The organism is Bacillus safensis FO-36b (genome assembly GCF_000691165.1).
In the GTDB taxonomy this organism is placed as follows: domain Bacteria; phylum Bacillota; class Bacilli; order Bacillales; family Bacillaceae; genus Bacillus; species Bacillus safensis.
Genome location: NZ_ASJD01000002.1, coordinates 122,987 through 147,002, shown reverse-complemented (window position 1 = coordinate 147,002; position 24,016 = coordinate 122,987). Strand labels below are relative to the sequence as shown.

Annotated in this window: 22 protein-coding genes; 20 read left to right on the top strand and 2 right to left on the bottom strand. The window is 43.8% G+C overall.

The features are described from left to right. The first annotated feature begins 16 nt into the window (after positions 1-16). The 9 genes from BA81_RS05200 (at position 17) to BA81_RS05160 (ending at position 9,120) form a co-directional block, all read left to right on the top strand. Positions 17-610 carry a sugar transferase gene (locus BA81_RS05200; RefSeq protein ID WP_080701163.1) on the top strand — a complete coding sequence of 198 codons (594 nt, stop codon included), beginning with the start codon at positions 17-19 and terminating at the stop codon, positions 608-610. Beyond that, positions 573-1,259: an acetyltransferase gene (locus BA81_RS05195; protein WP_051627322.1), complete on the top strand. Its 687-nt coding sequence runs from the start codon at positions 573-575 to the stop codon at positions 1,257-1,259. Before BA81_RS05200 ends, BA81_RS05195 begins: the two co-directional genes overlap by 38 nt. Further along, positions 1,259-2,437 (top strand): DegT/DnrJ/EryC1/StrS family aminotransferase, encoded by a 1,179-nt coding sequence (locus tag BA81_RS05190; RefSeq protein ID WP_034280979.1) that lies wholly within the window; start codon positions 1,259-1,261, stop codon positions 2,435-2,437. The genes BA81_RS05195 and BA81_RS05190 overlap by 1 nt, the downstream gene beginning before the upstream one ends. A gap of 149 nt (positions 2,438-2,586) precedes the next feature. Further along, a complete protein-coding gene (gene nikA / locus BA81_RS05185) occupies positions 2,587-4,209 on the top strand; it encodes a nickel ABC transporter substrate-binding protein (RefSeq protein ID WP_034280976.1) in 1,623 nt (540 codons plus the stop codon). An 18-nt stretch (positions 4,210-4,227) separates the two neighbouring features. Next, entirely contained in the window at positions 4,228-5,172 is a 945-nt protein-coding gene (gene nikB, locus BA81_RS05180) for a nickel ABC transporter permease subunit NikB (protein ID WP_034280974.1), read from the top strand. Next, the gene (gene nikC / locus BA81_RS05175) at positions 5,169-6,002 is read left to right on the top strand and encodes a nickel ABC transporter permease subunit NikC (protein WP_034280971.1); all 834 of its coding nucleotides are present in this window, start codon (positions 5,169-5,171) and stop codon (positions 6,000-6,002) included. Before nikB ends, nikC begins: the two co-directional genes overlap by 4 nt. Before the next feature lie 4 nt (positions 6,003-6,006). Next, entirely contained in the window at positions 6,007-6,822 is an 816-nt protein-coding gene (nikD, locus tag BA81_RS05170) for a nickel import ATP-binding protein NikD (protein WP_183002022.1), read from the top strand. 13 nt (positions 6,823-6,835) lie between these two features. Continuing rightward, on the top strand, positions 6,836-7,651 hold the full coding sequence (gene nikE, locus BA81_RS05165) for a nickel import ATP-binding protein NikE (RefSeq protein WP_034280968.1): 816 nt from the start codon (positions 6,836-6,838) through the stop codon (positions 7,649-7,651). Between the two features lie 143 nt (positions 7,652-7,794). Continuing rightward, entirely contained in the window at positions 7,795-9,120 is a 1,326-nt protein-coding gene (locus tag BA81_RS05160) for an MATE family efflux transporter (protein WP_034280966.1), read from the top strand. Between the two features lie 20 nt (positions 9,121-9,140). Here the strand turns inward: BA81_RS05160 and yvfG are convergent, their stop codons facing one another. Further along, on the bottom strand, positions 9,141-9,356 hold the full coding sequence (gene yvfG, locus BA81_RS05155; protein ID WP_024423509.1) for a protein YvfG: 216 nt from the start codon (positions 9,354-9,356) through the stop codon (positions 9,141-9,143). 70 nt (positions 9,357-9,426) lie between these two features. Between yvfG and rpoN the strand changes: the two genes are divergently transcribed. Beyond that, complete coding sequence (gene rpoN, locus BA81_RS05150; RefSeq protein WP_034280965.1) at positions 9,427-10,725, top strand: RNA polymerase factor sigma-54; 1,299 nt, start codon at positions 9,427-9,429, stop codon at positions 10,723-10,725. A 172-nt stretch (positions 10,726-10,897) separates the two neighbouring features. After that, positions 10,898-11,635: a FadR/GntR family transcriptional regulator gene (locus tag BA81_RS05145; protein WP_034280963.1), complete on the top strand. Its 738-nt coding sequence runs from the start codon at positions 10,898-10,900 to the stop codon at positions 11,633-11,635. Positions 11,636-11,665: 30 nt separating this feature from the next. On the opposite strand, the gene BA81_RS05140 is transcribed toward BA81_RS05145, so the two are convergent. Further along, positions 11,666-13,105, bottom strand: coding sequence for a sigma-54 interaction domain-containing protein (locus tag BA81_RS05140; RefSeq protein ID WP_034280962.1), 1,440 nt, complete (start codon positions 13,103-13,105; stop codon positions 11,666-11,668). Between the two features lie 208 nt (positions 13,106-13,313). Here BA81_RS05140 and BA81_RS05135 point away from each other — a divergent pair, with 208 nt between their 5' ends. The 9 genes from BA81_RS05135 (at position 13,314) to BA81_RS05090 (ending at position 23,977) form a co-directional block, all read left to right on the top strand. Continuing rightward, positions 13,314-14,507: an ornithine--oxo-acid transaminase gene (locus BA81_RS05135; RefSeq protein ID WP_034280960.1), complete on the top strand. Its 1,194-nt coding sequence runs from the start codon at positions 13,314-13,316 to the stop codon at positions 14,505-14,507. Between the two features lie 139 nt (positions 14,508-14,646). Beyond that, a complete protein-coding gene (locus BA81_RS05130; RefSeq protein ID WP_051627329.1) occupies positions 14,647-16,020 on the top strand; it encodes an amino acid permease in 1,374 nt (457 codons plus the stop codon). Between the two features lie 309 nt (positions 16,021-16,329). After that, the gene (locus BA81_RS05120; protein WP_034280955.1) at positions 16,330-17,367 is read left to right on the top strand and encodes a sugar-binding transcriptional regulator; all 1,038 of its coding nucleotides are present in this window, start codon (positions 16,330-16,332) and stop codon (positions 17,365-17,367) included. 31 nt (positions 17,368-17,398) lie between these two features. Continuing rightward, positions 17,399-18,406, top strand: coding sequence for a type I glyceraldehyde-3-phosphate dehydrogenase (gene gap / locus BA81_RS05115; protein ID WP_007500174.1), 1,008 nt, complete (start codon positions 17,399-17,401; stop codon positions 18,404-18,406). A gap of 213 nt (positions 18,407-18,619) precedes the next feature. Then, positions 18,620-19,804, top strand: a complete 1,185-nt coding sequence (locus BA81_RS05110; RefSeq protein WP_024426073.1) for a phosphoglycerate kinase — start codon at positions 18,620-18,622, stop codon at positions 19,802-19,804. 30 nt (positions 19,805-19,834) lie between these two features. After that, on the top strand, positions 19,835-20,596 hold the full coding sequence (gene tpiA, locus BA81_RS05105; RefSeq protein WP_017359213.1) for a triose-phosphate isomerase: 762 nt from the start codon (positions 19,835-19,837) through the stop codon (positions 20,594-20,596). After that, positions 20,589-22,124: a 2,3-bisphosphoglycerate-independent phosphoglycerate mutase gene (gpmI, locus tag BA81_RS05100; protein WP_034280952.1), complete on the top strand. Its 1,536-nt coding sequence runs from the start codon at positions 20,589-20,591 to the stop codon at positions 22,122-22,124. Before tpiA ends, gpmI begins: the two co-directional genes overlap by 8 nt. Before the next feature lie 31 nt (positions 22,125-22,155). Beyond that, positions 22,156-23,448: a phosphopyruvate hydratase gene (gene eno, locus BA81_RS05095; RefSeq protein WP_034280950.1), complete on the top strand. Its 1,293-nt coding sequence runs from the start codon at positions 22,156-22,158 to the stop codon at positions 23,446-23,448. 259 nt (positions 23,449-23,707) lie between these two features. Then, positions 23,708-23,977: a hypothetical protein gene (locus BA81_RS05090; RefSeq protein WP_024423498.1), complete on the top strand. Its 270-nt coding sequence runs from the start codon at positions 23,708-23,710 to the stop codon at positions 23,975-23,977. The last annotated feature ends 39 nt before the right edge of the window (positions 23,978-24,016 follow it).

Sequence of the window (24,016 nt, the reverse complement as noted above, 5' to 3'; positions counted from 1 at the left end):
AAAAGGAGATGCAATGATGAAAAGAATGATAGATGTGACGGTGGCATTGACGCTGCTCATCGCAGGCAGTCTTCTTTTTCTTCTCATCTATGGACTGATTAGATGGAAAATTGGAACGCCTGTGGTGTTTCGGCAGAAGCGGCCTGGTCTGTATGGCCGGCCTTTTATGCTATATAAATTTCGGACGATGACCGATGAACGCGATGAACATGGGGTGCTGCTGCCAGATCATCTGCGATTAACAAAAACCGGCGCCTTGATTCGAAAGCTTAGTCTTGATGAATTGCCGCAGCTTGTCAATGTACTCAAAGGAGAGCTTAGTCTTGTAGGGCCAAGACCGCTTTTGATGGAGTATTTGCCTATGTATACAGAAGAACAAGCAAGGCGTCATGTTGTGAAGCCCGGCATAACAGGATGGGCACAGGTGAACGGCCGGAACAAGCTTACCTGGGAGGAGAAATTCACCTATGATCTTTGGTATGTCGAGCATCAATCGTTTTGGCTCGATATGAAAATTTTGTGGATGACCTTGCTGAAGGTCATGAAAACAGAGGGGGTGCAGCAGCCGGATCATGCCACAGCTGAAAAATTCAAAGGAACCGATATATAAGAAGAAAACCATTGGTTTAATTGGGGCCGGAGGACATAGCAAAGTCATCCAAGATCTCATTTTTGCACATGCCGATTACTCATTATGTGCGGTGTTAGATGATCAATTTGAAGAGGCGGTCACTCAAAGCGGGATTTTGTATGGACCGATCTCCATGAGTGAGCAGCTGAGAGAGACAATGCCTCATATGAAATGGCTGATTGCGATCGGACAAAATGAGATCAGACAGCTTATCAAGGAACGCCTCTCATTTGAAAATACAGCATTTGCCACACTCATTCACCCAGAGGCGGTGATGAGTCCGTCAGCTGTCATTGGAAGGGGGACTGTCGTGATGGCAAGGGCAGTGGTTCAAGCAGATGCAGCCATCGGTGAGCATACGATTATAAATACAGGGTCTATCGTCGAGCATGACTGCAAACTCGAATCGTTTGTGCACCTGTCACCAGGCGCGGTGCTGACTGGCGGTGTTTCCGTGCGGGAAGGTGCCCATATTGGGGCTGGTGCCGTGGTGACACCCGGTACAACGATCGGAAGCTGGACGGTCATTGGCGCTGGAGCGGCAGTGACAAGAGATATACATGATCATAAGGTCGCTGTAGGAATTCCTGCAATTGAAATCAAAGACCGGAGAGAAGGTGGGAAGTGATGAAAAAAAGGAAGCGAATTTACTTATCTCCTCCGCATATGAGCGGAAAAGAGTCTCTCAAAATAGAGGAAGCCTTCAAGAGCAACTGGATTGCGCCGCTTGGACCGCTTGTGAATGAATTTGAACAGGCAGTGGCGGACTATGCAGGAGTGAAGTCAGGAGCGGCTTTATCCTCAGGAACAGCAGCGATTCACCTTGCTTTAAAGCTGATAGGTGTACAAAAAGGAGACATTGTCTTTTGTTCCACCCTCACGTTTGTTGCAACGGCAAATCCGATTTTATATGAACAAGCTGAGCCCGTTTTTATTGATTCTGAAAGGGAGACATGGAATATGTGCCCGCTTGCTTTAGAGAAAGCCTTTGTTGAATCAAAACGTCTTGGTAAAAAACCTCGCGCGGTCATCGTTGTCCATTTATATGGGCAAAGTGCAAAAATGGACGAGATCATGGCTTTGTGTGAAGCATATGATGTACCAGTCATTGAGGATGCGGCTGAATCGTTAGGCGCGCTTTATAAAGGAAGAAAAAGCGGCTCAATGGGCAGGTTCGGTATCTATTCTTTTAATGGAAATAAAATCATTACAACATCAGGGGGCGGAATGCTTGTGAGTGATGATGAAGCTGCGATTGAACGATGCCGCTTTCTTGCTTCACAGGCCAGAGAACAAGCGATGCACTATGAGCATCAAGAGATGGGATACAACTATCGCATGAGCAACCTCTTAGCAGGGGTCGGGATTGCTCAAATGGAAGTGCTGGACGAGCGTGTTGAACAAAAGCGCCGCATTTTCCAGCGTTATCAGGACGCTTTATCAAAATCAGAGGGTCTTCATTTGATGCCAGAATATCAAGAAACGAAATCCAACCGCTGGCTGACGGCCTTGACCATTGAATGTGACACACAATTGTCTCCAGCAGATATCATTGGTGCTTTAGAAAAAGAACAAATCGAAGCAAGGCGTGTATGGAAGCCGCTGCACCAGCAGCCGCTCTTTCGTCATTGCCCTTTTTATACTGCGGAAAAAGGCACTCCTGTATCTGAGCTGTTATTTGAGCGGGGGCTTTGTCTTCCGTCTGGAACGAGCATGACAGATGCAGATCAGGAGCGTATCATCCATATACTCCATGACATGCTGCGAGAAAAAACATTTACCTCTTCACAGGCTGCTCATTCGTAAGCAGCCTGCCTCTCTTTCTATCAAATTCCTCAATTTATGGAATAAATAGGAATAAGTGTTGTCATTTCGTATCAAATATGATATTGACAACAGGTGCCTTCCTCCTTAAAATGAAAATGATTATCAGCATCAATTAGGAGGAACAACTTATGTCTATTTGGAGAAATTTTCCGAAAATTAAAATAAATTCAGCATTACCATTTCTGCTTATTTTCTTTTTACTTGTAGGATGCTCTCAAACAAACAATGGAGCAGAAGGCAATAAGGATCATCCTGATATGATCACAATGGCGTGGCCAAGAGATATTGGTGAAATGAATCCACACGTATACAACCCATCACAATTATTTGCGCAATCAATGATTTATGAGCCATTGGTCAGCTATCAAAAGAATGGTAAGCTGAAACCTGAATTAGCGAAATCATGGGATGTTTCAAAGGATGGCAAGGTGTATACGTTCCATTTAAGAGATGGAGTGACATTCTCAGACGGCTCTAAATTTAATGCGGACATTGTCAAAAAGAACTTCGATACGATTTTAAAAAATAAAGATTTACATAGCTGGTTAGGTGTCATTAAGAAAATCAAAAAGACAGAAGCCGTTGATAAAAAGACATTTAAACTCACATTAACAGCACCTTATTATCCAACTGTGCAAGAATTAGCTGTTGTTCGTCCAGTTCGTTTCTTAGGTGAAGCAGGTTTCCCTAAAAACGGAGATACGTCAAAAGGAATTGAAAAACCAGTGGGGACAGGCCCTTGGGTTTTAAAAACATATAAGAAAGATGATTATGCCATTTTCGAACGAAACGATCATTATTGGGGAGAAAAACCAAAGGTAAAAGAAATCAAGGTAAAGGTCATCCCAGATGCGGAAACGAGAGTCATGGCATTTGAAAAAGGTGATGTGGATTTACTTTACGGAGAAGGAACCATTAGCCTTGATTCCTACAAACAGCTTGAGGCAAGCGGCAAGTATGAAACGAAAATGTCAGAGCCTGTTGCAACGAGACAGCTTGTTATGAACACAAAAGTGAATCAGCTGTCTGATGAGAAAGTGCGTCATGCCCTTCAATATGCCTTCAATAAAAAATCAATGGTAGAAGGGGTCACCTCAGGTTTAGAGGATGAAGCAGATCACATCCTGCCGACTAACATGCCGTATATGTCACACATTCAAGTGAAGTCTTTCAAATATGATGTGGACAAAGCCAAAGCATTGCTGGATGAAGCGGGCTGGACACTTCCAAAAGGAAAATCCGTTCGTGAAAAAGATGGGAAAAAGCTTGAGTTTAGTATGATGTATGACTCAGCGGAATCGATTCAAAAAGCGATGGCGGAAACGCTGCAAGCAGAATGGGCAGCCGTTGGTGTCGGCGTTAAGCTTGAGGGTGTGGATTTGGCCACACAGGTTCAGCGCTTTAAAGCCAATAAGTTTGATATGAACTTCTTTAGCAACTACGGAGCGCCGTATGATCCGCATACATTTATGAACGTTCTCTCATCAGATGGTTTTGGATTCAAAGAAGCCATTTCAGCCTACCCAAATAAGGAAAAGCTGATCAAAGAAATGACGGAAATTCCATCCACAACAAATGAAAAGAAACGCAAAGCACTGTATTCGTCTGTTTTATCCTCTTTACAGGATCAAGGGGCAATTGTGCCAATCTCTTATTTTAAAAAGACAGCCGTTTATCAAAAAGCTGTGAAGGACTTTGAATTCCCTGCAAATCGTGATGAACATCCTTTCACAGGCATTAAGCTGAAGTAACAGAAGGAAGGTAAGGAAATGGGCCGCTATATCGTCAAACGAGTGCTATCAATTATTCCTGTATTTTTATTAGCCACACTGCTCACAACTGGTATGATTCACCTCTCGCCAGTTGACCCGGCTGAGGCATATTTAGCAGCGGCTCATATTCAGCCTACGGATGAAATATTAGCGCAAAAACGAAGTGAATTCGGCTTAGATGAGCCATTTTATATGCAGTATCTTCATACCATTGAAAAAGTCATTCACCTTGATTTCGGCCAGTCGTATATGTCCAATCAGCCTGTCGTTGATGAGGTGATTTATCGAATACCGGCGACAATTCAATTGGCGCTTACCAGTCTGCTGATCGCTATTTGTGTCAGCATTCCGCTCGGCTTTTTCAGCGGCATGAGGAAAAATGGTGCCGTGGATCATGTGAGCCGGCTCATTTCTTTCTTAGGAGCATCTATCCCGACGTTTGTCTTGGGGTATTTGCTCATCTTCTTTTTTTCAGTGAAGCTTGACCTCTTACCAGTTGAAGGGATTGGAACATGGGAGCATCTCATTCTGCCGTCGATCACACTGGCAGTCCCTTTAATTGCTACGTATACAAGGCTGTTACGGTCAAGTGTGAGTGAGGCGCTTCAAGAGCCTTTCGTTCAATATGCGAGAATCAGAGGATTGAAGGAACAATCGATCATGTTCAAGCATGTGTTCAGAATGGCGATATCGCCGATGCTGACCGGACTAGGGGTGAACCTTGGCAAGCTGTTAACCGGAACCATTATTGTAGAGGCCGTTTACTCATGGCCGGGGTTTGGCCGCTTTTTTATTGAAGCGATCTTTAACCGGGATCTGCCTGTCATTCAATTTTATGTCCTCATGTCGGCCTGTATTTTTATCTTGAGCAGCTTGATCGTTGACTTAGTTCAGCTGATCATTGACCCCCGTATTTCTAGAAAGGAAGGCCGCCAGCAATGATGACAAAAGTAAAACATCTCTTCTCTCATCAAAAGATGATCTCGATCTGCGCTTTGCTGCTCGGTCTCCTGCTGATTGTGACAATATGTGCACCGTGGATCGCTCCGCATGATCCGGCAGCTGTCAATCTAGCGATGAAGCTAAAGGGGTCTTCGTGGGAGTATCCTCTTGGGACAGATCAATTAGGGCGATGCAATTTATCTCGTGTTTTATATGGTGCGCGTGTTTCGCTTGGCTGTGCGCTATTAATCTTTCTTTCTTCGTTATTCATTGGTTTAATTGTCGGCCTGTTTTCAGGATACAAAGGCGGCTGGATCGATCACGTATTGATGAGAATCTGTGACGGCGTCATGGCATTTCCAAACCTGGTGCTGATCCTTGGATTAGTCGGCATCTTCGGTCCGGGACTTTCTCAAGTCGTACTTGCCTTGATGCTTGTGCAATGGGTGTATTATGCGCGCGTCTTCCGAGGAATGGTGCTCAGTTTAAAAGAACAGAACTTTATTGCAGCTGCGAAGATCAGTGGGACCTCGCACTGGAACATCATGAGAAAGCATATGATTCCAAATGTTCTGCCGCCATTAGCCGTCATTGGAACACTTGAAATGGGCTGGGCGATTATGGACATTTCTGCGATGTCTTTCCTCGGATTAGGGGTTCAGCCTCCTATGCCTGAATGGGGAGCGATGATTCATGAAGGAAAGTCGTACATTCAAACGAATCCTCAGTTAATGCTGTACCCAGGTCTTGTGATCATGGCTGTGGTGGTTCTGTTTAATTTACTAGGAGAAGCCCTTTCAGAGAAATATGGCATCAAACGCCGTGTGTAAAGGAATGATCAATGTGCAAGAGTCCATTTTACAAATAGAGAACCTGCATGTGCAGACGAAAACACCTCAAGGGACAACCCCTCTTATTCAAGAAGTCTCGTTTGAAGTAGGGCGTGGTCAAATTCTTGGATTAATCGGTGAGAGCGGCTGCGGGAAAACAGTAACAAGTATGTCGATCTTACGGATGCTTGATCGAAAAACAACTGAAGTCACTGGCAGTATCACATTACAGGGACGAGAATTGATCGGTATAAGTGAAAAGGATATGCGTTCCATTCGGGGCAAAGACATCTCGTATATTATGCAAAATCCAATGAACAGCTTTACGCCGGTATGGACAATCGGCCATCAGCTGGTTGAAACCATCCGCCGGCATACTGCTGTCAGTAAAAGGAAGGCACGATCACAGGCAATAGATGCGTTAGCGAAAATGAATCTGCCGCAGCCAGACCAGCTGTTCAATAAGTATCCTTTTGAATTAAGCGGAGGGATGCTGCAGCGTGTCATGATTGCCATGGCTGCCTGTATGCACCCGCCCCTCATCATTGCAGATGAGCCGACAACCGCATTAGATGTACACAATCAGAAACGGGTGCTTCAGCATCTGAACCAAATTCGTCATGAACATGGAACGGCCATTTTACTCATTACCCACGATCTTGGTGTCATTGCTGAAATGGCAGATCAAGTTGTCGTCATGAAACAAGGAGAAATAGTTGAAAAGGCGGGAGTTCTTGAACTTTTTGAACAACCAAAGCATGATTATACAAAAAAACTATTAGCAGCTCGTCCATCCATCCCAGCTGTTTGTCCGATTTGAGGTGAGAAGTCCCTTGCATTTATTAGAAGTGAAAGCAGTCAGTCATGCATACAACAGCCGGTCATTTCTAGTGAGAAAAAAAGGCGCAGCCCCTGTTCTGAAAAGCGTCGATTTAACTATTGAAGAAGGCACCTGCCTTGGGCTGCTGGGACAAAGCGGTGCAGGAAAAAGTACACTTGGCCGCATCATACTTGGTTTAGAGAAACCAAGAGCTGGACAGGTTCTTTTTGAAGGTCAGGATGTCTATCGTGCAGATCAGCCAACACGTAAGCATTTTCGCCGGCATGTGCAAGCGGTGTTTCAGGATTCCTATTCGGCGGTAAATCCAAGGTGGACAGTCGAACAAATTTTATCTGAGCCGCTTGAAAACTATGAATCTATGAGCCGGAAGGAACGTAAAAACATACTGATTCACTGGCTGGAAAGAGTCGGGCTCGGTGAAAAGGATTTGTCTAAATATCCGCACCAATTCAGCGGCGGCCAGCTGCAAAGGATCAACATCGCTAGAGCCTTATTGCTCCAGCCAAAGCTCATTGTACTTGATGAATCTGTCAGCAGCTTAGACATGGTCACACAGGCTGTCATTTTAGATTTATTAGTAGAATTAAAGAAGGAGCTGGGTGTGGCTTACTTATTTATTACACATGATATAACAGCAGCCTATCACTTATGTGATCAATTGGCGATTCTTGATCAAGGAGAGCTTGCTGCCCAGTTTCAATCAAAGGATGATTTTTTTTCATCAGAAAAGGAAGCGGTGCGGAAAATGAGAAATGCAATGCTCGCAGACCATCCTTTGTCACGAACGATTGGCAGACCGGTTCGGTAAAACTTCATTTTATCAATACCTCAGCGTGTAGGTCTCAAGCTGAAAAAAAGACAAAGGGCGAAAAGAAAGATTTTAGCCCTTTGCGAGCAATCTGCGCCTCTTTTAGGAAAGAGGCTATTTTTCATGAAAGGAAGGCGGCAGCGATGAACCATCGAGCGTATTTGGCTTTGGCTATTCCTTTAACAATTTCAACGATGACCACTCCATTACTTGGAGCTGTTGATACAGCGGTTGTCGGTCAGCTCGCAAATCCCGCTTACATTGGAGGCGTTGCGGTCGGCAGTCTCATTTTCAGTACATTATATTGGCTGTTTGGTTTTTTGCGGGTCAGTACATCTGCTTTTGCCGCCCAGGCAAACGGAGCGCAGAATGAGGAACTAGGCGTTCTTGCTTTTCTAAGACCTTTTTTCGTCGCCGTCATCGTCGGACTTTGTTTTATTGCTCTGCAATGGCCGATCATTCAATCTGCTTTTCTAGTCATCTCTCCTGATGCTGATGTCCGTCAATTTGCCGCAGACTATTTTCATATTCGCATTTGGGGAGCGCCATTTACTTTAATGAATTATGTCATATTGGGCTGGCTGATGGGGATGGCAAAAATGAAAGAAGCTCTTTCATTACAAATCTTGATCAATGTCATGAATATGGCGCTCGCATTTCTGCTTGTTCATGTGTTTTCGTTTGCAGTCAAAGGAGTTGCGGCTGCGACATTGATATCTGAACTAACCGCTTTTGTGTTAGGGGCATGGATCATCATGAAGCATTCGTCAAACGGATTCCAGATGCCTTCCATTAAGAAAATCATGGATACACAGGCAGTGCAGAAAATGTTTCATGTGAATAAGGATTTGTTTATTCGTACGATCTGTCTGCTAGTGGTCATCAACATGTTTACCGCAAAAGGTGCTTCTTTTGGTACAGAGCTGCTGGCAGCCAATGCCATCTTATTTCAAATTCACTACATCATGGCTTATTTGTTCGATGGTTTTGCCAATGCGTCCAGCATCCTTGTTGGCCGATCAGTTGGTGCAAATGACCGCACCCTCTATGAAAGAACCTTAACCCTTTCAAGGCAGTGGGCACTTGTCATGGCATGTGTCATTGCGGCGGTTTATTTTTTATTAAAAGAGCCGATATTGAGCTTGTTTACAAATCTCCCTCAGCTGCTTGATGTGACATTACACTATGCAGACTGGCTTGTTCTTTATCCATTTGCAGCTTGCTTCGGATTGGTCATTTACGGCGTATTTACAGGTGCGACAGAAATTGCCCCTGTTAGAAACTCGATGCTGTTTGCGATGATTTTGTTTATCGTCGTTCAAACCGCGGTCACGCCTATTTGGCACAATCATGGCCTATGGTTTGCTTTTATCATCTATACTGTAGGGCGGTCTGGCTTTTTGATGATGTATAAATCGAGGCTGGATCAGAAACTTTTCGCATATGATAAACACCCTTTGCCATCTTGACAAAGGGTGTTCTTTTTCGTTCATTCGCTTTCTTTTTTCACCTTTTGATAGGCTTCATCAAGATGCTGAATTCGCTTCAATACAACCGCATTTTTGGTCAGCTGGTCTTGAACAAGCGTTGACACCACTGAGCGGTAATAGGCATTCATGGCATGAACCTTGTCTTCATTTTGGTTCATGGCGATGTGCTGCTTCAAGTTGTCGACAAAGTATGGAACGGAAAAAAGTTCAGACATAGAAATCACTCCTATTTCGTATATACGGTCCGTCAATCTTCATGTAAAATGATGAGAGGGAGGGGAGACAATGAGCCTTAAACTGCAACAAGAACAGGTATTAAAGCAGGTGCTCACACCAGAACTCAGGCAGGCCATTACGCTGCTGCAGCTGAATTGCACAGAGCTCGGCGAGTATCTTGACCAGTTAGCACTTGAGAACCCTCTGATTGAGCGGAAAGACACGGACAGCTACCAACCAGTTTATCATAAAAAATCACACGATCGAATGACAGAGCCGTATCGAACGCATCAAAAAGAAAGCCTGCAAATGTTTTTAAAGAGACAGGCGATTGATTTAAATTTAAGTGAAAAGAATCAAAGAATCTTCTACTTTATGATTGAGTCCATTGATTCCAATGGCTATCTAAATGAACCGATTGACGCAATGGCAGCTGTCTTAGAGGTCCCAGCTGAAGAAGTAGAAGCTGTCCTTCATCAGCTGCAATCCCTAGAGCCTGCCGGTATTGGCGCAAGATCATTGCAGGAATGTATCCTCCTTCAACTGAGAAGAAAAAAGGAACGCTGGTATGAAGCCGAGCTGATCATCGAAGAGCATTTCTTTCTTTTTGCCAGAAAGGCTTGGAAGGAAATTGCGGCGAAAACAGGTGTTTCAATGAAAACACTCCAAGCGGTACAAGATGTAGTGTCTCAGCTTGAACCAAGACCAGGCCTTCATTTCTCATATGATGAAGAGCATCTGTATATAGAGCCTGATGTGACGATTACTGTGATGCAGGATCACATCACATTTGAGCTGAATCAGCGCGCTTTTCCAGACGTTGAAATGAATGAAGGCTACTTCGCCATGATTCAAGAACAAAAGCGGCATGAAGCATACACGTATTTAAAGGAAAAAGAGCAGCAGTACAATTGGCTTGTCCAAGCGCTGAAGCAAAGAAAGCAAACGATGACTCATGTCGTTCGTGAGATTATCTCACATCAGACAGATTTTTTCCTAACAGGGAAACATAAAATGAAACCGCTTACGATGAAGCGGATCGCAGATATACTGCAAGTGCATGAGTCAACAGTCAGCCGGACTGTAAAAGGGAAAATGGTGCAAACCCCTTATGGTCTCATGGAAATGAAACAATTTTTCCAAGCAAAATTAGAAGGGCATTCACGAGAAGAGGCGTCCAGCTACACTGTCAAAACGCACATTGCAGAACTCATCCAAACGGAAAATAAGAAAAAACCGTATTCAGATCAGCAAATCATGACGCTGCTTCAGCAAACCTTTGGCATCCGGGCGTCACGCAGAACCATTGCAAAATATCGCGAACAAATGAATCTTCCGTCCTCTACGCTGCGGAAGCGATACGATTAAAAAGAAGTACTTGCCAGAACATGGCACGTGCTTCTTTTTTTGTTGAAAGCAAGGCAGCCCGAAGATTTCTTGAAAATTAAAGAGGGGAGACGTGTGATCGGAAATTTTGGGGTAAAGTATAAGATAGGGCATGAGCCGATAGGGATAGACAACAGTGATGAGGTGAGACCAATTGAAATATAAACAAATCAAAACGAAAAAAATATATGAAGAAATTGCGGATGCATTAATTGAATCCATTCGTACAGGTGAGCTTCTTCCGGGGGAAAAATTAGATTCGGTTCAAGCGCTCTCAGAAAGCTTTCAAGTCAGCCGTTCTGCTGTAAGAGAGGCGCTGTCTGCTCTCAAAGCGATCGGATTAATAGAGATGAAGCAAGGGGAAGGTACATATGTGAAGCAGTTCGATCCTGAACAGCTCACATTTAGTCTGTCTCCTGCATTTTTGATGAAGCAGCATGATGTCACGCAGCTCCTTGAATTAAGGACCATTATTGAGACGGGTGCTGTCAAAAAGGCAGCGCTGCTCCGAACGGACGATGACCTTCATCAGCTGCGTGAGGCACTCGAACAAATGAAACTCGCAGAAGCACATAAAGAAACTGGTGAAGAGGCAGACCTCTCCTTCCATCTCGCCATAGCCACAGCCTCAAAGAATGATTTATTAAAAGCATTAATGAATCAGGTCTCCACCTTGCTGGTAGAAACGATGCGTGAGACGAGAAAAGCCGTCTTGTTTTCAAAAAAAGCCTCCATTCGGCAGCTTTACAAAGAACATGAACACATTTACAAAGCCGTCTTGGCAAGACAGCCAGAAGAAGCAGAAAGAGCGATGCTCACGCATTTAAAAAATGTAGAAAAACTGCAGAGTGACGTGATTCAAGAACCGGCAAGAGAGTCAGAACCACAGTAAGCTGTGCCGAATAAGGGCACAGCTCTATTATTAACGAGAAATATGCAGCTTTTTCATGCGATATTGCAGACTTTGCCTGCTCATGCCCAGTATCTTTGCAGTCTGTGAAATATTATCGTCCATTTTTTCTAAGTAATGGACGATGTATTGTTTTTCGAATCGTTCCATTTGGGTTTGAAAATCAGTCGTATGTTCTTGGCTTGTATAAATAAACGTGTCAGCTGCTGCGGTATGCTGCAAAGGATTCGTCTGTAATTGCGCTGCAGGACGCCCTTCCCCATGCTTAAATCTAAAATGATATGGAAGGTGATGCAGGCTTAAGTAATCCTCATCCATCATCATATTCATCCCCGCTTCAATCACATGCTCCAGTTCTCGTACATTACCCGGCCAATCATACGCTTGAAAAAGGGCTAGTACCTCTTCGTCAGCCGCTTTCACCTTCATTTGAAACAGCTCATTATATTTTTGAATAAAATGACTGACAAACGTAGGAATGTCTTCTTTTCGCTCAGAAAGCGGCGGAATAAATAAGGTGACAATACCCAGCCGGTAAAATAAATCCTTGCGCATGCGTCCGCCTGCGATTGCATCTACAGGATCCTCATTCATATTGGCAATGACTCTTACATCAACAGCGATTTCTTTTGTGCTGCCAAGCCTTCTCACACGTTTCTCCTGTAATACACGCAGCAGTTTTGCTTGAAGACCAGGATTTAATGAGTTGATCTCATCAAGCAGCAGTGTACCTCCCTGCGCCTGTTCAAATAAGCCGGGCTGATCAGTTGCGCCTGTAAAAGCCCCTTTTTGTGTACCAAAGAGCAGACTTTCAATGAGATTATCAGGCAGTGCCGCGCAATTTTGGGTAATAAATGGTCCAGATGACCGGCTGCTGCCGTTATGAATACTTTGTGCAAATAGTTCTTTTCCTGTCCCTGTTTCTCCAACAATGAGCACATAGGAAGAGGTGCGTGTCGCTCGTTTTGCATGCTCAATCACCTCTAAAAACGCAGGGCTTTGTCCAATAATGGAATCAAAGGTAAAGCGCGTGCTTCCTTTTTTCTTCATATTGTGATGAATCAACCGTTCCAGCTTCGTCACATCATTCGAAATTTCAACCGCTCCTTGGATGAGGCCGTCTCGAACGAGCGGGTATGTATGATTAATCGTTGTGATTTCTTTTCCGTTGTAATTATGATACGTCTGCTTTGCATGAACGGTTTGTTTCCCAGTACGCAGCGCTTGGACAAGCGTACTGTGCATGTCGTCTTGGAAGACGAAGAGGTCTAATACATTTTTATGGAGAACATCAGAGCGTTTCAAAGACTCAATCTCCATCATTTTTTTATTATAGACAACAGTGTTGCCATTCTCGTCAATTGCATGAACCCCGACATCTATTAAATCGAGCATTTGTTTATACAGATCAATCTCATTTTCGAGCTTTGCAGTATACGAATCTTCTTTCATTGCGCCACCTCCAGACGTTACCTCTATTTTACATGAAAAATTTTGCGGTTTCCTCTAAAAAATTTGGCAGATGCAAAAATATTTTGCATAAAAAACCAGATCAATCACCGCCATAATGCAGGCAGAAAGTTGGCACGATCCTTGCATATCATATGTGTGTAGATGAACCTAATGAAAAAGAGGCTGCTTATAGAAGGAGGAATAGACGATGACACAGACAAATGAATTGATTCAACAAACCGAACAATACGGTGCGGCAAACTATCATCCACTGCCAATTGTGATTTCAGAGGCTGAAGGAGTTTGGGTGACAGACCCTGAAGGCAATCGATATATGGATATGCTGAGTGCATATTCCGCAGTGAACCAAGGGCATCGCCATCCCCGCATTATTGAAGCGCTCAAAAAACAGGCAGACCGGGTAACACTGACCTCAAGAGCTTTTCACAATGATCAGCTTGGTCCTTGGTATGAGAAAATTTGTCAACTGACGAATAAAGAGATGGCACTCCCGATGAATACTGGAGCTGAGGCTGTAGAAACAGCTGTCAAAGCAGCAAGACGCTGGGGCTATGACGTCAAGGGAATCGAAGACAATCGCGCAGAAATCATTGCGTGCGTCGGTAACTTCCATGGCAGAACGATGACGGCTGTTTCCCTTTCTTCTGAAGCAGAATATCAAAGAGGTTTCGGTCCAATGCTTCCAGGCATTAAACTGATTCCTTACGGAGATATTGAAGCGTTGCGTGAAGCCATCACACCACAAACAGCGGCTTTTCTGATCGAACCTATTCAAGGAGAAGCGGGAATTGTCATGCCGCCAGAAGGCTTCTTGAAGGAAGCGAAGGCGCTTTGTGAAAAGGAACATGTGCTGTTCATTGCGGATGAAATTCAGGTTGGATTAGCGCGAACAGGAAAGATGTTTGCATGTGACTGGGAAGACATTGAGCCAGATATGCTGATTCTTGGGAAAGCTTTAGGCGGCGGTGTATTCCCAATCTCGTGTGTGGTCGCAAACCGCGATATATTAGGTGTGTTTAACCCTGGATCTCACGGCTCTACCTTCGGCGGAAATCCTCTTGCGTGTGCGGTATCGCTGGCTGCACTGGATGTCTTAATCGACGAAAACCTTGCAGCGCGTTCTATGGAGCTTGGCGAATACTTAAAAGACAAACTCACGCGCATTCAAAGTCCTGTCATCAAGGAAGTGCGCGGCCGCGGATTATTTATCGGCATGGAGCTGACAGAGGCAGCGAGACCTTATTGTGAAAAGCTGAAACAAGCAGGGCTGTTATGTAAGGAAACCCATGAGACCGTCATCCGCTTTGCACCGCCTCTCACGATATCTAAAGAAGATTTAGACTGGGCGATTGGTCATATTGAAGCATTATTTCAAGCATAAATGTCAAAGGGGGAGAAACCTTCACTTTCTCCCTTTCTCTTTCAACGAACAGCGAATTTTGTCAAAGGATGATGAATAGAAGAGTGAAAGTGGGGAAGCGGATTTGAACCAAGAACAGCATAATGAACTAGAACGTTCCATGAAAAGCAGGCATCTCTTTATGATTGCCTTAGGCGGCGTCATTGGTACTGGTCTTTTCCTTGGGTCAGGACTCATTATCCATCAGGCTGGACCCGGGGGAGCCATTCTATCCTTTATCATTGGCGGATTGTTAATGTATTTGGTGATGCTCTGTCTTGGAGAATTAGCAGTGGCGATGCCAACAGCGGGTTCCTTTCAGGAGTATGCAACCAAATATATAGGTCCGTCCACAGGCTTTATGATCGGCTGGCTTTATTGGTTTAGCTGGGCATGTACAATAGGACTGGAGTTTACGTCAGCAGGCATTTTGCTCCAAAGGTGGTTCCCAGATATCCCTGTTTGGCTGTGGTGTCTTGCGTTTAGCGTGATTTTATTTGCCGTGAATGCCATCTCAGCTCGCAGCTTCGCTGAAACCGAGTTTTGGTTTTCAGCCATTAAGGTCGCTGCCATCCTATTATTTATTATCATTGGAATTGGCGCAATTTTCGGAATGATTCATTTGAAAGATGGAGAACCAGCTCCTCTATTTCGTCATTTGACGGATCATGGCGGACTATTTCCTAACGGCGTTTTTGCTATTTTATTAACCATGGTCACGGTCAATTTCTCCTTTCAAGGAACAGAACTTGTAGGGATTGCCGCAGGAGAGAGTGAAAACCCTGAAAAAACATTGCCTCGTTCTATACGAAATATTATTTGGAGAACGATGGTCTTTTTCGTTTTATCCATTGCGGTTCTGGCCGCACTTCTTCCATGGCAGACAGCAGGCACCGTCGACAGCCCGTTTGTCGTCGTGCTGGACAAGGTCGGTATACCGTATGCTGCAGATATCATGAATTTTATCATCATCACAGCGGTCTTATCTGTAGCAAACTCTGGATTATATGCATCATCACGTATGCTTTGGGCACTGTCGAAAGACGGGAAAGGACCTGACTTTACGAAAAAGCTGTCCAAGCGTAAAATTCCGATCAATGCACTATTGGTCACAATGGGCGTATCTGCACTATCTCTGCTGACAAGTGTTGTGGCACCAAAAACGGTGTATGTGTGGCTCATTTCTATTTCTGGTATGGTTCTTGTTGTGGTGTGGATGTCTATTTGCTTGTCCCAGTATTTCTTTAGAAAACAATTCATAAAGGCGGGCGGAGATGTAAAGGATCTCGTCTTCCGAACACCGCTCTATCCATTTGTCCCATTAGCAGGCTTTATCGCATTTGGCATTGTCCTCATCAGCTTGTTTTTTATCGAGGATCAGCGGATCGGTCTTTATTGCGGAATTCCGTTCATGGCTGCCTGTTACATCATTTATTATCTCAAAATCAAACCGAAAGAAGAGGCAAAACAGTTTGGAACCATCACAAAAACATAAGCAAATCCTGAAAAAAATGTGCATGCTGATCTCACCAGCATGCACATTTTGCATCGTGAATACATTCTATATAAAAGAAAATAAATATTTTGAAAAGAAATATCATAGCAAGAACCTTGATGACAAGCAGGTTATCTTTGAAAATGTGTCTATTTTTTGTCTAAATGTGTTTGTAAGAGTTGAAAATGCAAGATTATCCTGTTAAAATAATTAAAGAAAGCAGGGATTGATTTTTTTTGGCTGTGGCGGGACGTTTTTTGTCACAGTGGGACGTTTTTGGTCCAACGTGAAAAGAAAGGGTCGTTAGCCATGAATCATTTATTGGAAGCTCAAAAAAAATTATTGCCAGATCTTCTCATTGTTATGCAAAAACGCTACGACATTTTGCAGTACATCAGATTAGCTGAACCAATTGGCCGCAGAAGCCTTGCGACGAGTCTTGGTCTCAGCGAGCGCATCTTACGTGCTGAAGTTCAGTTTTTAAAAGAACAAAATCTGCTGGATGTCAAAACGAGCGGCATGATGCTGACGAGTGAGGGTCACGCTTTGCTTGAAATGCTTGAAGGAATGATGAAGGACGTTTTAGGTTTAACCTTTTTGGAAAATACATTAAAGAGAAAGTTAGGTCTGGAAGAAGTCATGATCGTTTCTGGTGACAGTGACGAATCCCCGTGGGTGAAGCAAGAAATGGGAAGAGCTGCTGTCCAATGCATGAAAAAAAGGTTTACTGGAAATAATATCGTCGCCGTCACTGGCGGAACGACGATGGAAGCCGTTGCCGAAATGATGACCCCTGATGCCAAAAACCGCGATATGATGTTTGTCCCTGCGAGAGGCGGTCTTGGGGAGAATGTAAAAAATCAGGCAAACACCATTTGTGCCCACATGGCTGAAAAAGCTTCCGGTACTTACAAACTGCTGTTTGTTCCAGGGCAGCTGTCAGAAGGTGCTTACTCTTCCATTATTGAAGAGCCGTCCGTCAAAGAAGTGCTTCAAACGATTAAATCGTCCACGATGCTTATTCATGGTATTGGTGAAGCAAAAACAATGGCGATGAGACGAAATACACCAGCTGAAGATTTAAAAAAGATTGATGAGCATGACGCAGTGACAGAGGCCTTTGGCTATTACTTTAATCGTGATGGTGAGGTCGTACACAAAGTGCACTCCGTCGGTATGCAGCTAGATGATCTAGAAAGCATTCCACACATCATTGCTGTTGCAGGTGGATCATCAAAGGCGGGGGCGATTGAAGCTTATTTCAAAAAACCGCGCCGAACGGTTCTCGTCACAGACGAAGGAGCCGCAAAAGAGTTATTAAGGGAGTCAATTGATCCCTCAATATAAAACATTGTGACCTATAAAAGGAGGAAACATCATGGCAGTAAAAGTCGGTATTAACGGATTTGGACGTATTGGACGTAACGTATTTCGTGCAGCATTAAATAATCCTGAAGTTGAGGTAGTAGCGGTTAACGATCTAACAGATGCTAACATGCTTGCACACCTTTTACAATATGACTCTGTTCACGGAAAACTAGATGCAGAGGTTTCTGTAGACGGTACAAACTTAGTAGTGAACGGTAAAACAATCGAAGTATCAGCTGAGCGTGACCCTGCGAAATTAAGCTGGGGTAAACAAGGCGTAGAAATCGTTGTTGAATCTACTGGATTCTTCACAAAACGTGCAGACGCTGCGAAACACTTAGAAGCTGGCGCTAAAAAAGTCATCATCTCTGCTCCTGCTAACGAAGAAGATATCACAATCGTTATGGGTGTAAACGAAGACAAATACGATGCAGCTAGCCACGATGTCATCTCTAATGCATCTTGTACGACAAACTGCTTAGCTCCATTTGCAAAAGTACTTAACGATAAATTTGGTATCAAACGCGGTATGATGACAACTGTTCACTCATACACAAATGACCAGCAAATTCTTGATCTTCCGCACAAAGACTACCGTCGTGCTCGTGCAGCTGCGGAAAACATCATCCCAACTTCTACAGGTGCTGCGAAAGCTGTTTCACTTGTATTGCCTGAACTTAAAGGTAAATTAAACGGTGGCGCTATGCGTGTTCCAACACCTAACGTTTCTTTAGTTGACCTTGTGGCTGAATTAAACCAAGATGTAACAGCTGAAGACGTAAATGCAGCACTTAAAGAAGCAGCTGAAGGAGAACTTAAAGGAATCCTTGGCTACAGCGAAGAGCCATTAGTATCTGGTGACTACAATGGTAATGCAAACTCTTCAACAATCGATGCTCTTTCTACAATGGTAATGGAAGGCAGCATGGTGAAAGTGATTTCTTGGTACGATAACGAGAGCGGATATTCTCACCGCGTTGTTGACCTTGCAGCTTACATTGCAAAACAAGGTCTTTAATTTCTCACACTGAAGGAACTCACTTGGTTCTTTCCTAGAGACACGATATAATGAAGACGGACAAGGGAAGGGGAAGCATCCCTTTCCCTTTTTCTCTGTTTTTATCCGTTCTGCACGATTTCTCGTTTTGATGAGGGCAAAATGGGAAAAGGATAAAGAGAGTCTTGTCCAATGCGTAAGGAAACCAGAATAAAGGAGGATCTCCTGACGAGCATGAATAAGAAATCAGTAAAAGACATTGACGTAAAAGGTAAAGTTGTGTTCTGCCGCGTAGATTTTAACGTTCCGATGAAGGACGGAGAAGTGACGGATGATACTCGTATCCGCGCAGCATTACCAACAATTGAGTATTTAACAGGACAAGGCGCAAAGGTACTGCTAGCTAGTCATTTGGGTCGTCCGAAGGGTCAAGTTACTGAAGAACTGCGTCTGACACCTGTGGCAAAACGTCTGCAAGAGCTTCTTGGAAAAGAAGTGAAAAAAGCAGATGAAGCTTACGGCGACAACGTGAAAAAGCAAATCTCTGACTTAAAAGAAGGAGATGTGCTAGTGCTTGAAAACGTTCGTTTCTATCCTGGTGAAGAAAAGAACGATCCTGAATTATCAAAAGCATTTGCTGATTTAGCCGATGTGTATGTCAATGATGCGTTCGGTGCTGCACACCGTGCACATGCATCGACAGCTGGTATTGCAGCTTATCTTCCGGCTGTTTCAGGCTTCCTCATGCAAAAAGAGCTTGAGGTTTTAGGAAAAGCCATTTCAAACCCTGATCGCCCATTTACAGCGATTATCGGCGGCGCAAAAGTAAAGGATAAAATCGGTGTGATTGAAAGTCTTCTTGATAAAGTGGACAACCTCATCATCGGCGGCGGACTTGCTTACACATTTGTGAAAGCATTAGGCCACGAAGTAGGGAAATCTCTATTAGAAGAAGACAAAGTAGATTTAGCGAAATCCTTTATGGACCGTGCAAAGGAAAAAGGCGTGAACTTCCTGATTCCAACAGATGTTCTGGTAGCCGACGACTTTTCAAATGATGCGAATACAAGCATTGTGCCAATCTCTGAAATTCCAAGTGATCTAGAAGCACTTGATATTGGAACAGAGACAAGAGAAAAGTATGCTGACGTTATTAAAAACAGCAAACTTGTTGTCTGGAACGGACCAATGGGTGTATTTGAAATCGATGCATTCGCTAAAGGAACAAAAGCTATCGCAGAAGCACTGGCAGAAGCAAAAGATACATATTCTGTCATTGGCGGTGGAGATTCAGCAGCAGCTGTTGAGAAATTTGGTCTTGCCGATCAGATGAGCCATATTTCTACAGGCGGCGGCGCTTCACTTGAATTTATGGAAGGCAAAGAACTTCCTGGTGTTACTGCATTAAACGATAAATAAGACCAAAACTGCTATAAGGAAGTGTCAATCATGAGAAAACCAATTATAGCTGGGAACTGGAAAATGAACAAAACACTTGGCGAAGCAGTCAGCTTCGTTGAAGAAGTCAAGTCATCTATTCCATCTCCTGACAAAGTGGAATCCATTGTCTGTGCGCCAGCTCTTTTCCTTGAAAAGTTAAACAGCCTTTCAAACGGAACAGACCTTAAAATTGGTGCACAAAACATGCACTTTGAAGAAAATGGTGCATTCACTGGTGAAATCAGCCCTGCTGCTCTAAAAGATTTAGGCATCGGCTATTCAGTGATTGGGCATTCAGAGCGCCGTGAATTCTTTGCTGAAACAGATGAAACAGTGAACAAAAAAGCACATGCTGCATTCAAGCATGGCATCGTTCCAATCATTTGTGTAGGTGAAACGCTTGAAGAGCGTGAAGCTGGCAAAACAAATGAACTTGTCGCTGATCAAGTGAAGAAAGCACTAGCTGGTTTAACGAAGCAGCAAGTCGCTGAATCTGTGATTGCATATGAGCCAATCTGGGCGATCGGTACAGGAAAATCTTCTACAGCGAAAGATGCAAACGACGTTTGCGCACACATCCGCCAAACCGTTGCAAGCGAATTTGGTCAAGAAGCGGCAGACAGCCTTCGCATTCAATATGGCGGAAGCGTGAAGCCGGCAAATATTAAAGAATATATGGCAGAATCCGATATTGACGGTGCTTTGGTAGGCGGCGCAAGCTTAGAACCTCAGTCTTTCGTTCAATTATTGGAGGAAGGTCAATATGAGTAAGAAACCAGCTGCATTAATCATCTTAGACGGGTTCGGTTTAAGAGGCGAAACAGTCGGTAACGCTGTCGCACAAGCAAAAAAACCGAACTTTGACCGCTACTGGAATGAATTTCCGCATCAAACCTTAACGGCTTCAGGTGAGGCAGTAGGCCTCCCAGAAGGTCAAATGGGAAACTCTGAAGTTGGGCATTTGAACATCGGTGCAGGACGTATTGTGTATCAAAGCTTAACAAGGGTGAATGTTGCCATCCGTGAAGGGGAATTTGAGAAAAACGAAACGTTCCTAGATGCAATGACTTATGCAAAAGAGAATGACAAGGCGCTTCATTTATTTGGACTCTTGTCAGACGGCGGTGTGCACAGTCACATCCAGCATCTTTTTGCCCTGCTGAAGCTGGCGAAAAAAGAAGGCTTAACAAAGGTATACATTCATGGCTTCTTGGACGGACGTGATGTTGGTCAGAAGACAGCCAAAGTGTACTTGAAACAGCTGGAAGATCAAATCAAAGAAATCGGTGTCGGTGAAGTGGCAACACTTTCTGGACGCTATTACTCAATGGACCGTGACAAACGCTGGGATCGTGTGGAGAAAGCGTACCGCGCGATGGCATATGGTGAAGGCCCAAGTTATCAAAACATTTATGATGTCGTTGATGACTCCTATGAAAATGGAATCTACGATGAATTCGTTATTCCATCTGTCATTACGAGAGAAAATGGTGAGCCGGTTGCCAAAGTAAACGACGGTGACTCTGTGATTTTCTATAACTTCCGTCCAGACCGTGCCATCCAAATCTCGAACACTTTCACAAATGCAGATTTCCGCTCGTTTGACCGCGGAGAAGCTCATCCGAAGAATTTACACTTCGTCTGCTTCACACACTTCAGTGAAACGGTTGATGGTTATGTTGCCTTCAAACCAGTGAATTTGGATAACACAGTAGGAGAAGTGCTTTCTCAAAACGGATTGAAACAGCTGCGGATTGCTGAAACAGAGAAATATCCTCACGTGACGTTCTTTATGAGTGGTGGACGTGAAGAAGAATTTCCTGGTGAAGACCGCATCTTAATCAATTCACCAGATGTGGCAACCTATGACCTCAAGCCGGAAATGAGCGCTTATGAGGTAAAGGATGCACTTGTTGCAGACATCAATGCTGACAAGCATGATGCGATCATTCTGAACTTTGCTAACCCGGATATGGTTGGTCATTCAGGTATGCTTGAGCCAACAATCAAAGCTATTGAAGCAGTAGATGAGTGCTTAGGAGCTGTAGTCGACGCAATCCTGGCAAAAGGCGGACATGCCATCATCACGGCAGACCACGGTAACGCAGACGTGCTCATTACCGAAGAAGGAAAGCCGCATACTGCACATACAACGAATCCTGTACCAGTCATCGTGACGAAAAAAGGTGCGACGCTTAGAGAAGGCGGTATTTTAGCCGATCTATCTCCAACGCTTTTAGACTTACTTGGTCTTGAAAAACCAAAAGAGATGACAGGAACATCATTAATTCAGAAATAAAAAAATTGATTCAAAAGGAGAGAAATTAAACATGCCATACATTGTTGACGTATATGCACGCGAAGTATTAGACTCTCGCGGTAACCCAACAGTTGAAGTAGAAGTTTACACAGAATCTGGCGGCTTTGGCCGTGCGCTTGTTCCAAGTGGTGCTTCTACTGGTGAATATGAAGCAGTAGAACTACGTGACGGAGACAAAGCCCGTTACCTTGGAAAAGGTGTTCTGACAGCTGTAAACAACGTAAATGAAATCATTGCACCAGAGCTTTTAGGCTTTGATGTAACAGAACAAGTAGCGATTGACAAAATGTTAATCGAACTTGACGGAACAGAAAACAAAGGGAAATTAGGCGCAAACGCAATCCTTGGTGTATCTATCGCTGTAGCACGTGCGGCTGCTGATTTCTTACAAATTCCACTGTATCAATACCTTGGTGGCTTCAACTCCAAAACGCTTCCAGTACCGATGATGAACATCGTCAACGGCGGAGAGCATGCGGATAACAACGTAGACATTCAAGAATTCATGATCATGCCTGTAGGTGCACCGAACTTCCGTGAAGCACTTCGCATGGGCGCTCAAATCTTCCATAGCCTGAAATCTGTATTAAGCGCAAAAGGCTTAAACACAGCTGTAGGTGACGAAGGTGGATTCGCTCCAAACCTTGGTTCTAACGAAGAAGCACTTCAAACAATCGTTGAAGCGATCGAAAAAGCTGGCTTCAAACCAGGTGAAGAAGTGAAGCTTGCAATGGATGCTGCATCTTCTGAGTTCTACAACAAAGAAGACGGTAAATATCATTTATCAGGCGAAGGTGTTGTGAAAACATCTGCTGAAATGGTTGACTGGTATGAAGATATGGTATCGAAATACCCAATCATCTCTATTGAAGACGGCCTTGATGAAAACGACTGGGAAGGTCACAAACTATTAACTGAGCGCCTTGGCAGCAAGGTTCAGCTAGTAGGAGATGACTTGTTCGTTACAAATACGAAGAAGCTATCTGAAGGAATCAAAAACGGTGTTGGTAACTCAATCCTGATCAAAGTAAACCAAATCGGTACATTAACTGAAACATTTGATGCAATCGAAATGGCAAAACGCGCAGGATACACAGCTGTTATCTCTCACCGTTCTGGTGAAACTGAAGACAGCACGATTGCAGACATCGCTGTTGCAACAAACGCTGGACAAATCAAAACAGGTGCTCCGTCTCGTACGGACCGTGTGGCGAAATACAACCAATTACTTCGCATCGAAGATCAATTGGCTGAAACAGCACAATATCACGGCATTGCAACATTCTATAACTTGAATAAATAATGTCAGCTATGCGCTGCGTTCCGCTCTTTCATGAGAGCGGGACGCAGCGTTTTTTTTGTGTTGAGCGAAAATCCGGTGGCTAATTCATTTGGCTTATCCTATTTCTGTAAAAAATCCTCCTTCAGTTAGAGAAGAAGCCAAAATCCTCTCCATTTATAAGCACTAAATCATGAAAAATCGACTAAAAATATGATCTGAAATGAACTTATGCTTTTTGTAAGGAGGTGGTATCATTTTACATATATTAGGGGGTGATGAGATGCTGAATCCTTTTAGCCTTCGTTTTCCAGTAGGTGTGTATATGTATGTCCTTCACCTATTGGCGGCATATGATGAAAGGAAGCAACGAATTTTAACTTCTAAGAATGTACAGAAAAACGCATTTTGGATTTATGTCCTTGCCGCTATATTAGGCATTATTTCACTTGGAGCATTGATTTGGGCATGCAAGACCTTTGGACGGGGCTCGAAATTTTTAGGAGAGTTCAAATTATTAGGCATGTACGTTAAAATCCAGTGCGGTTTTTAACAGGGATGAGAACAGATGCAAGGTCATCTGTTCTATTTG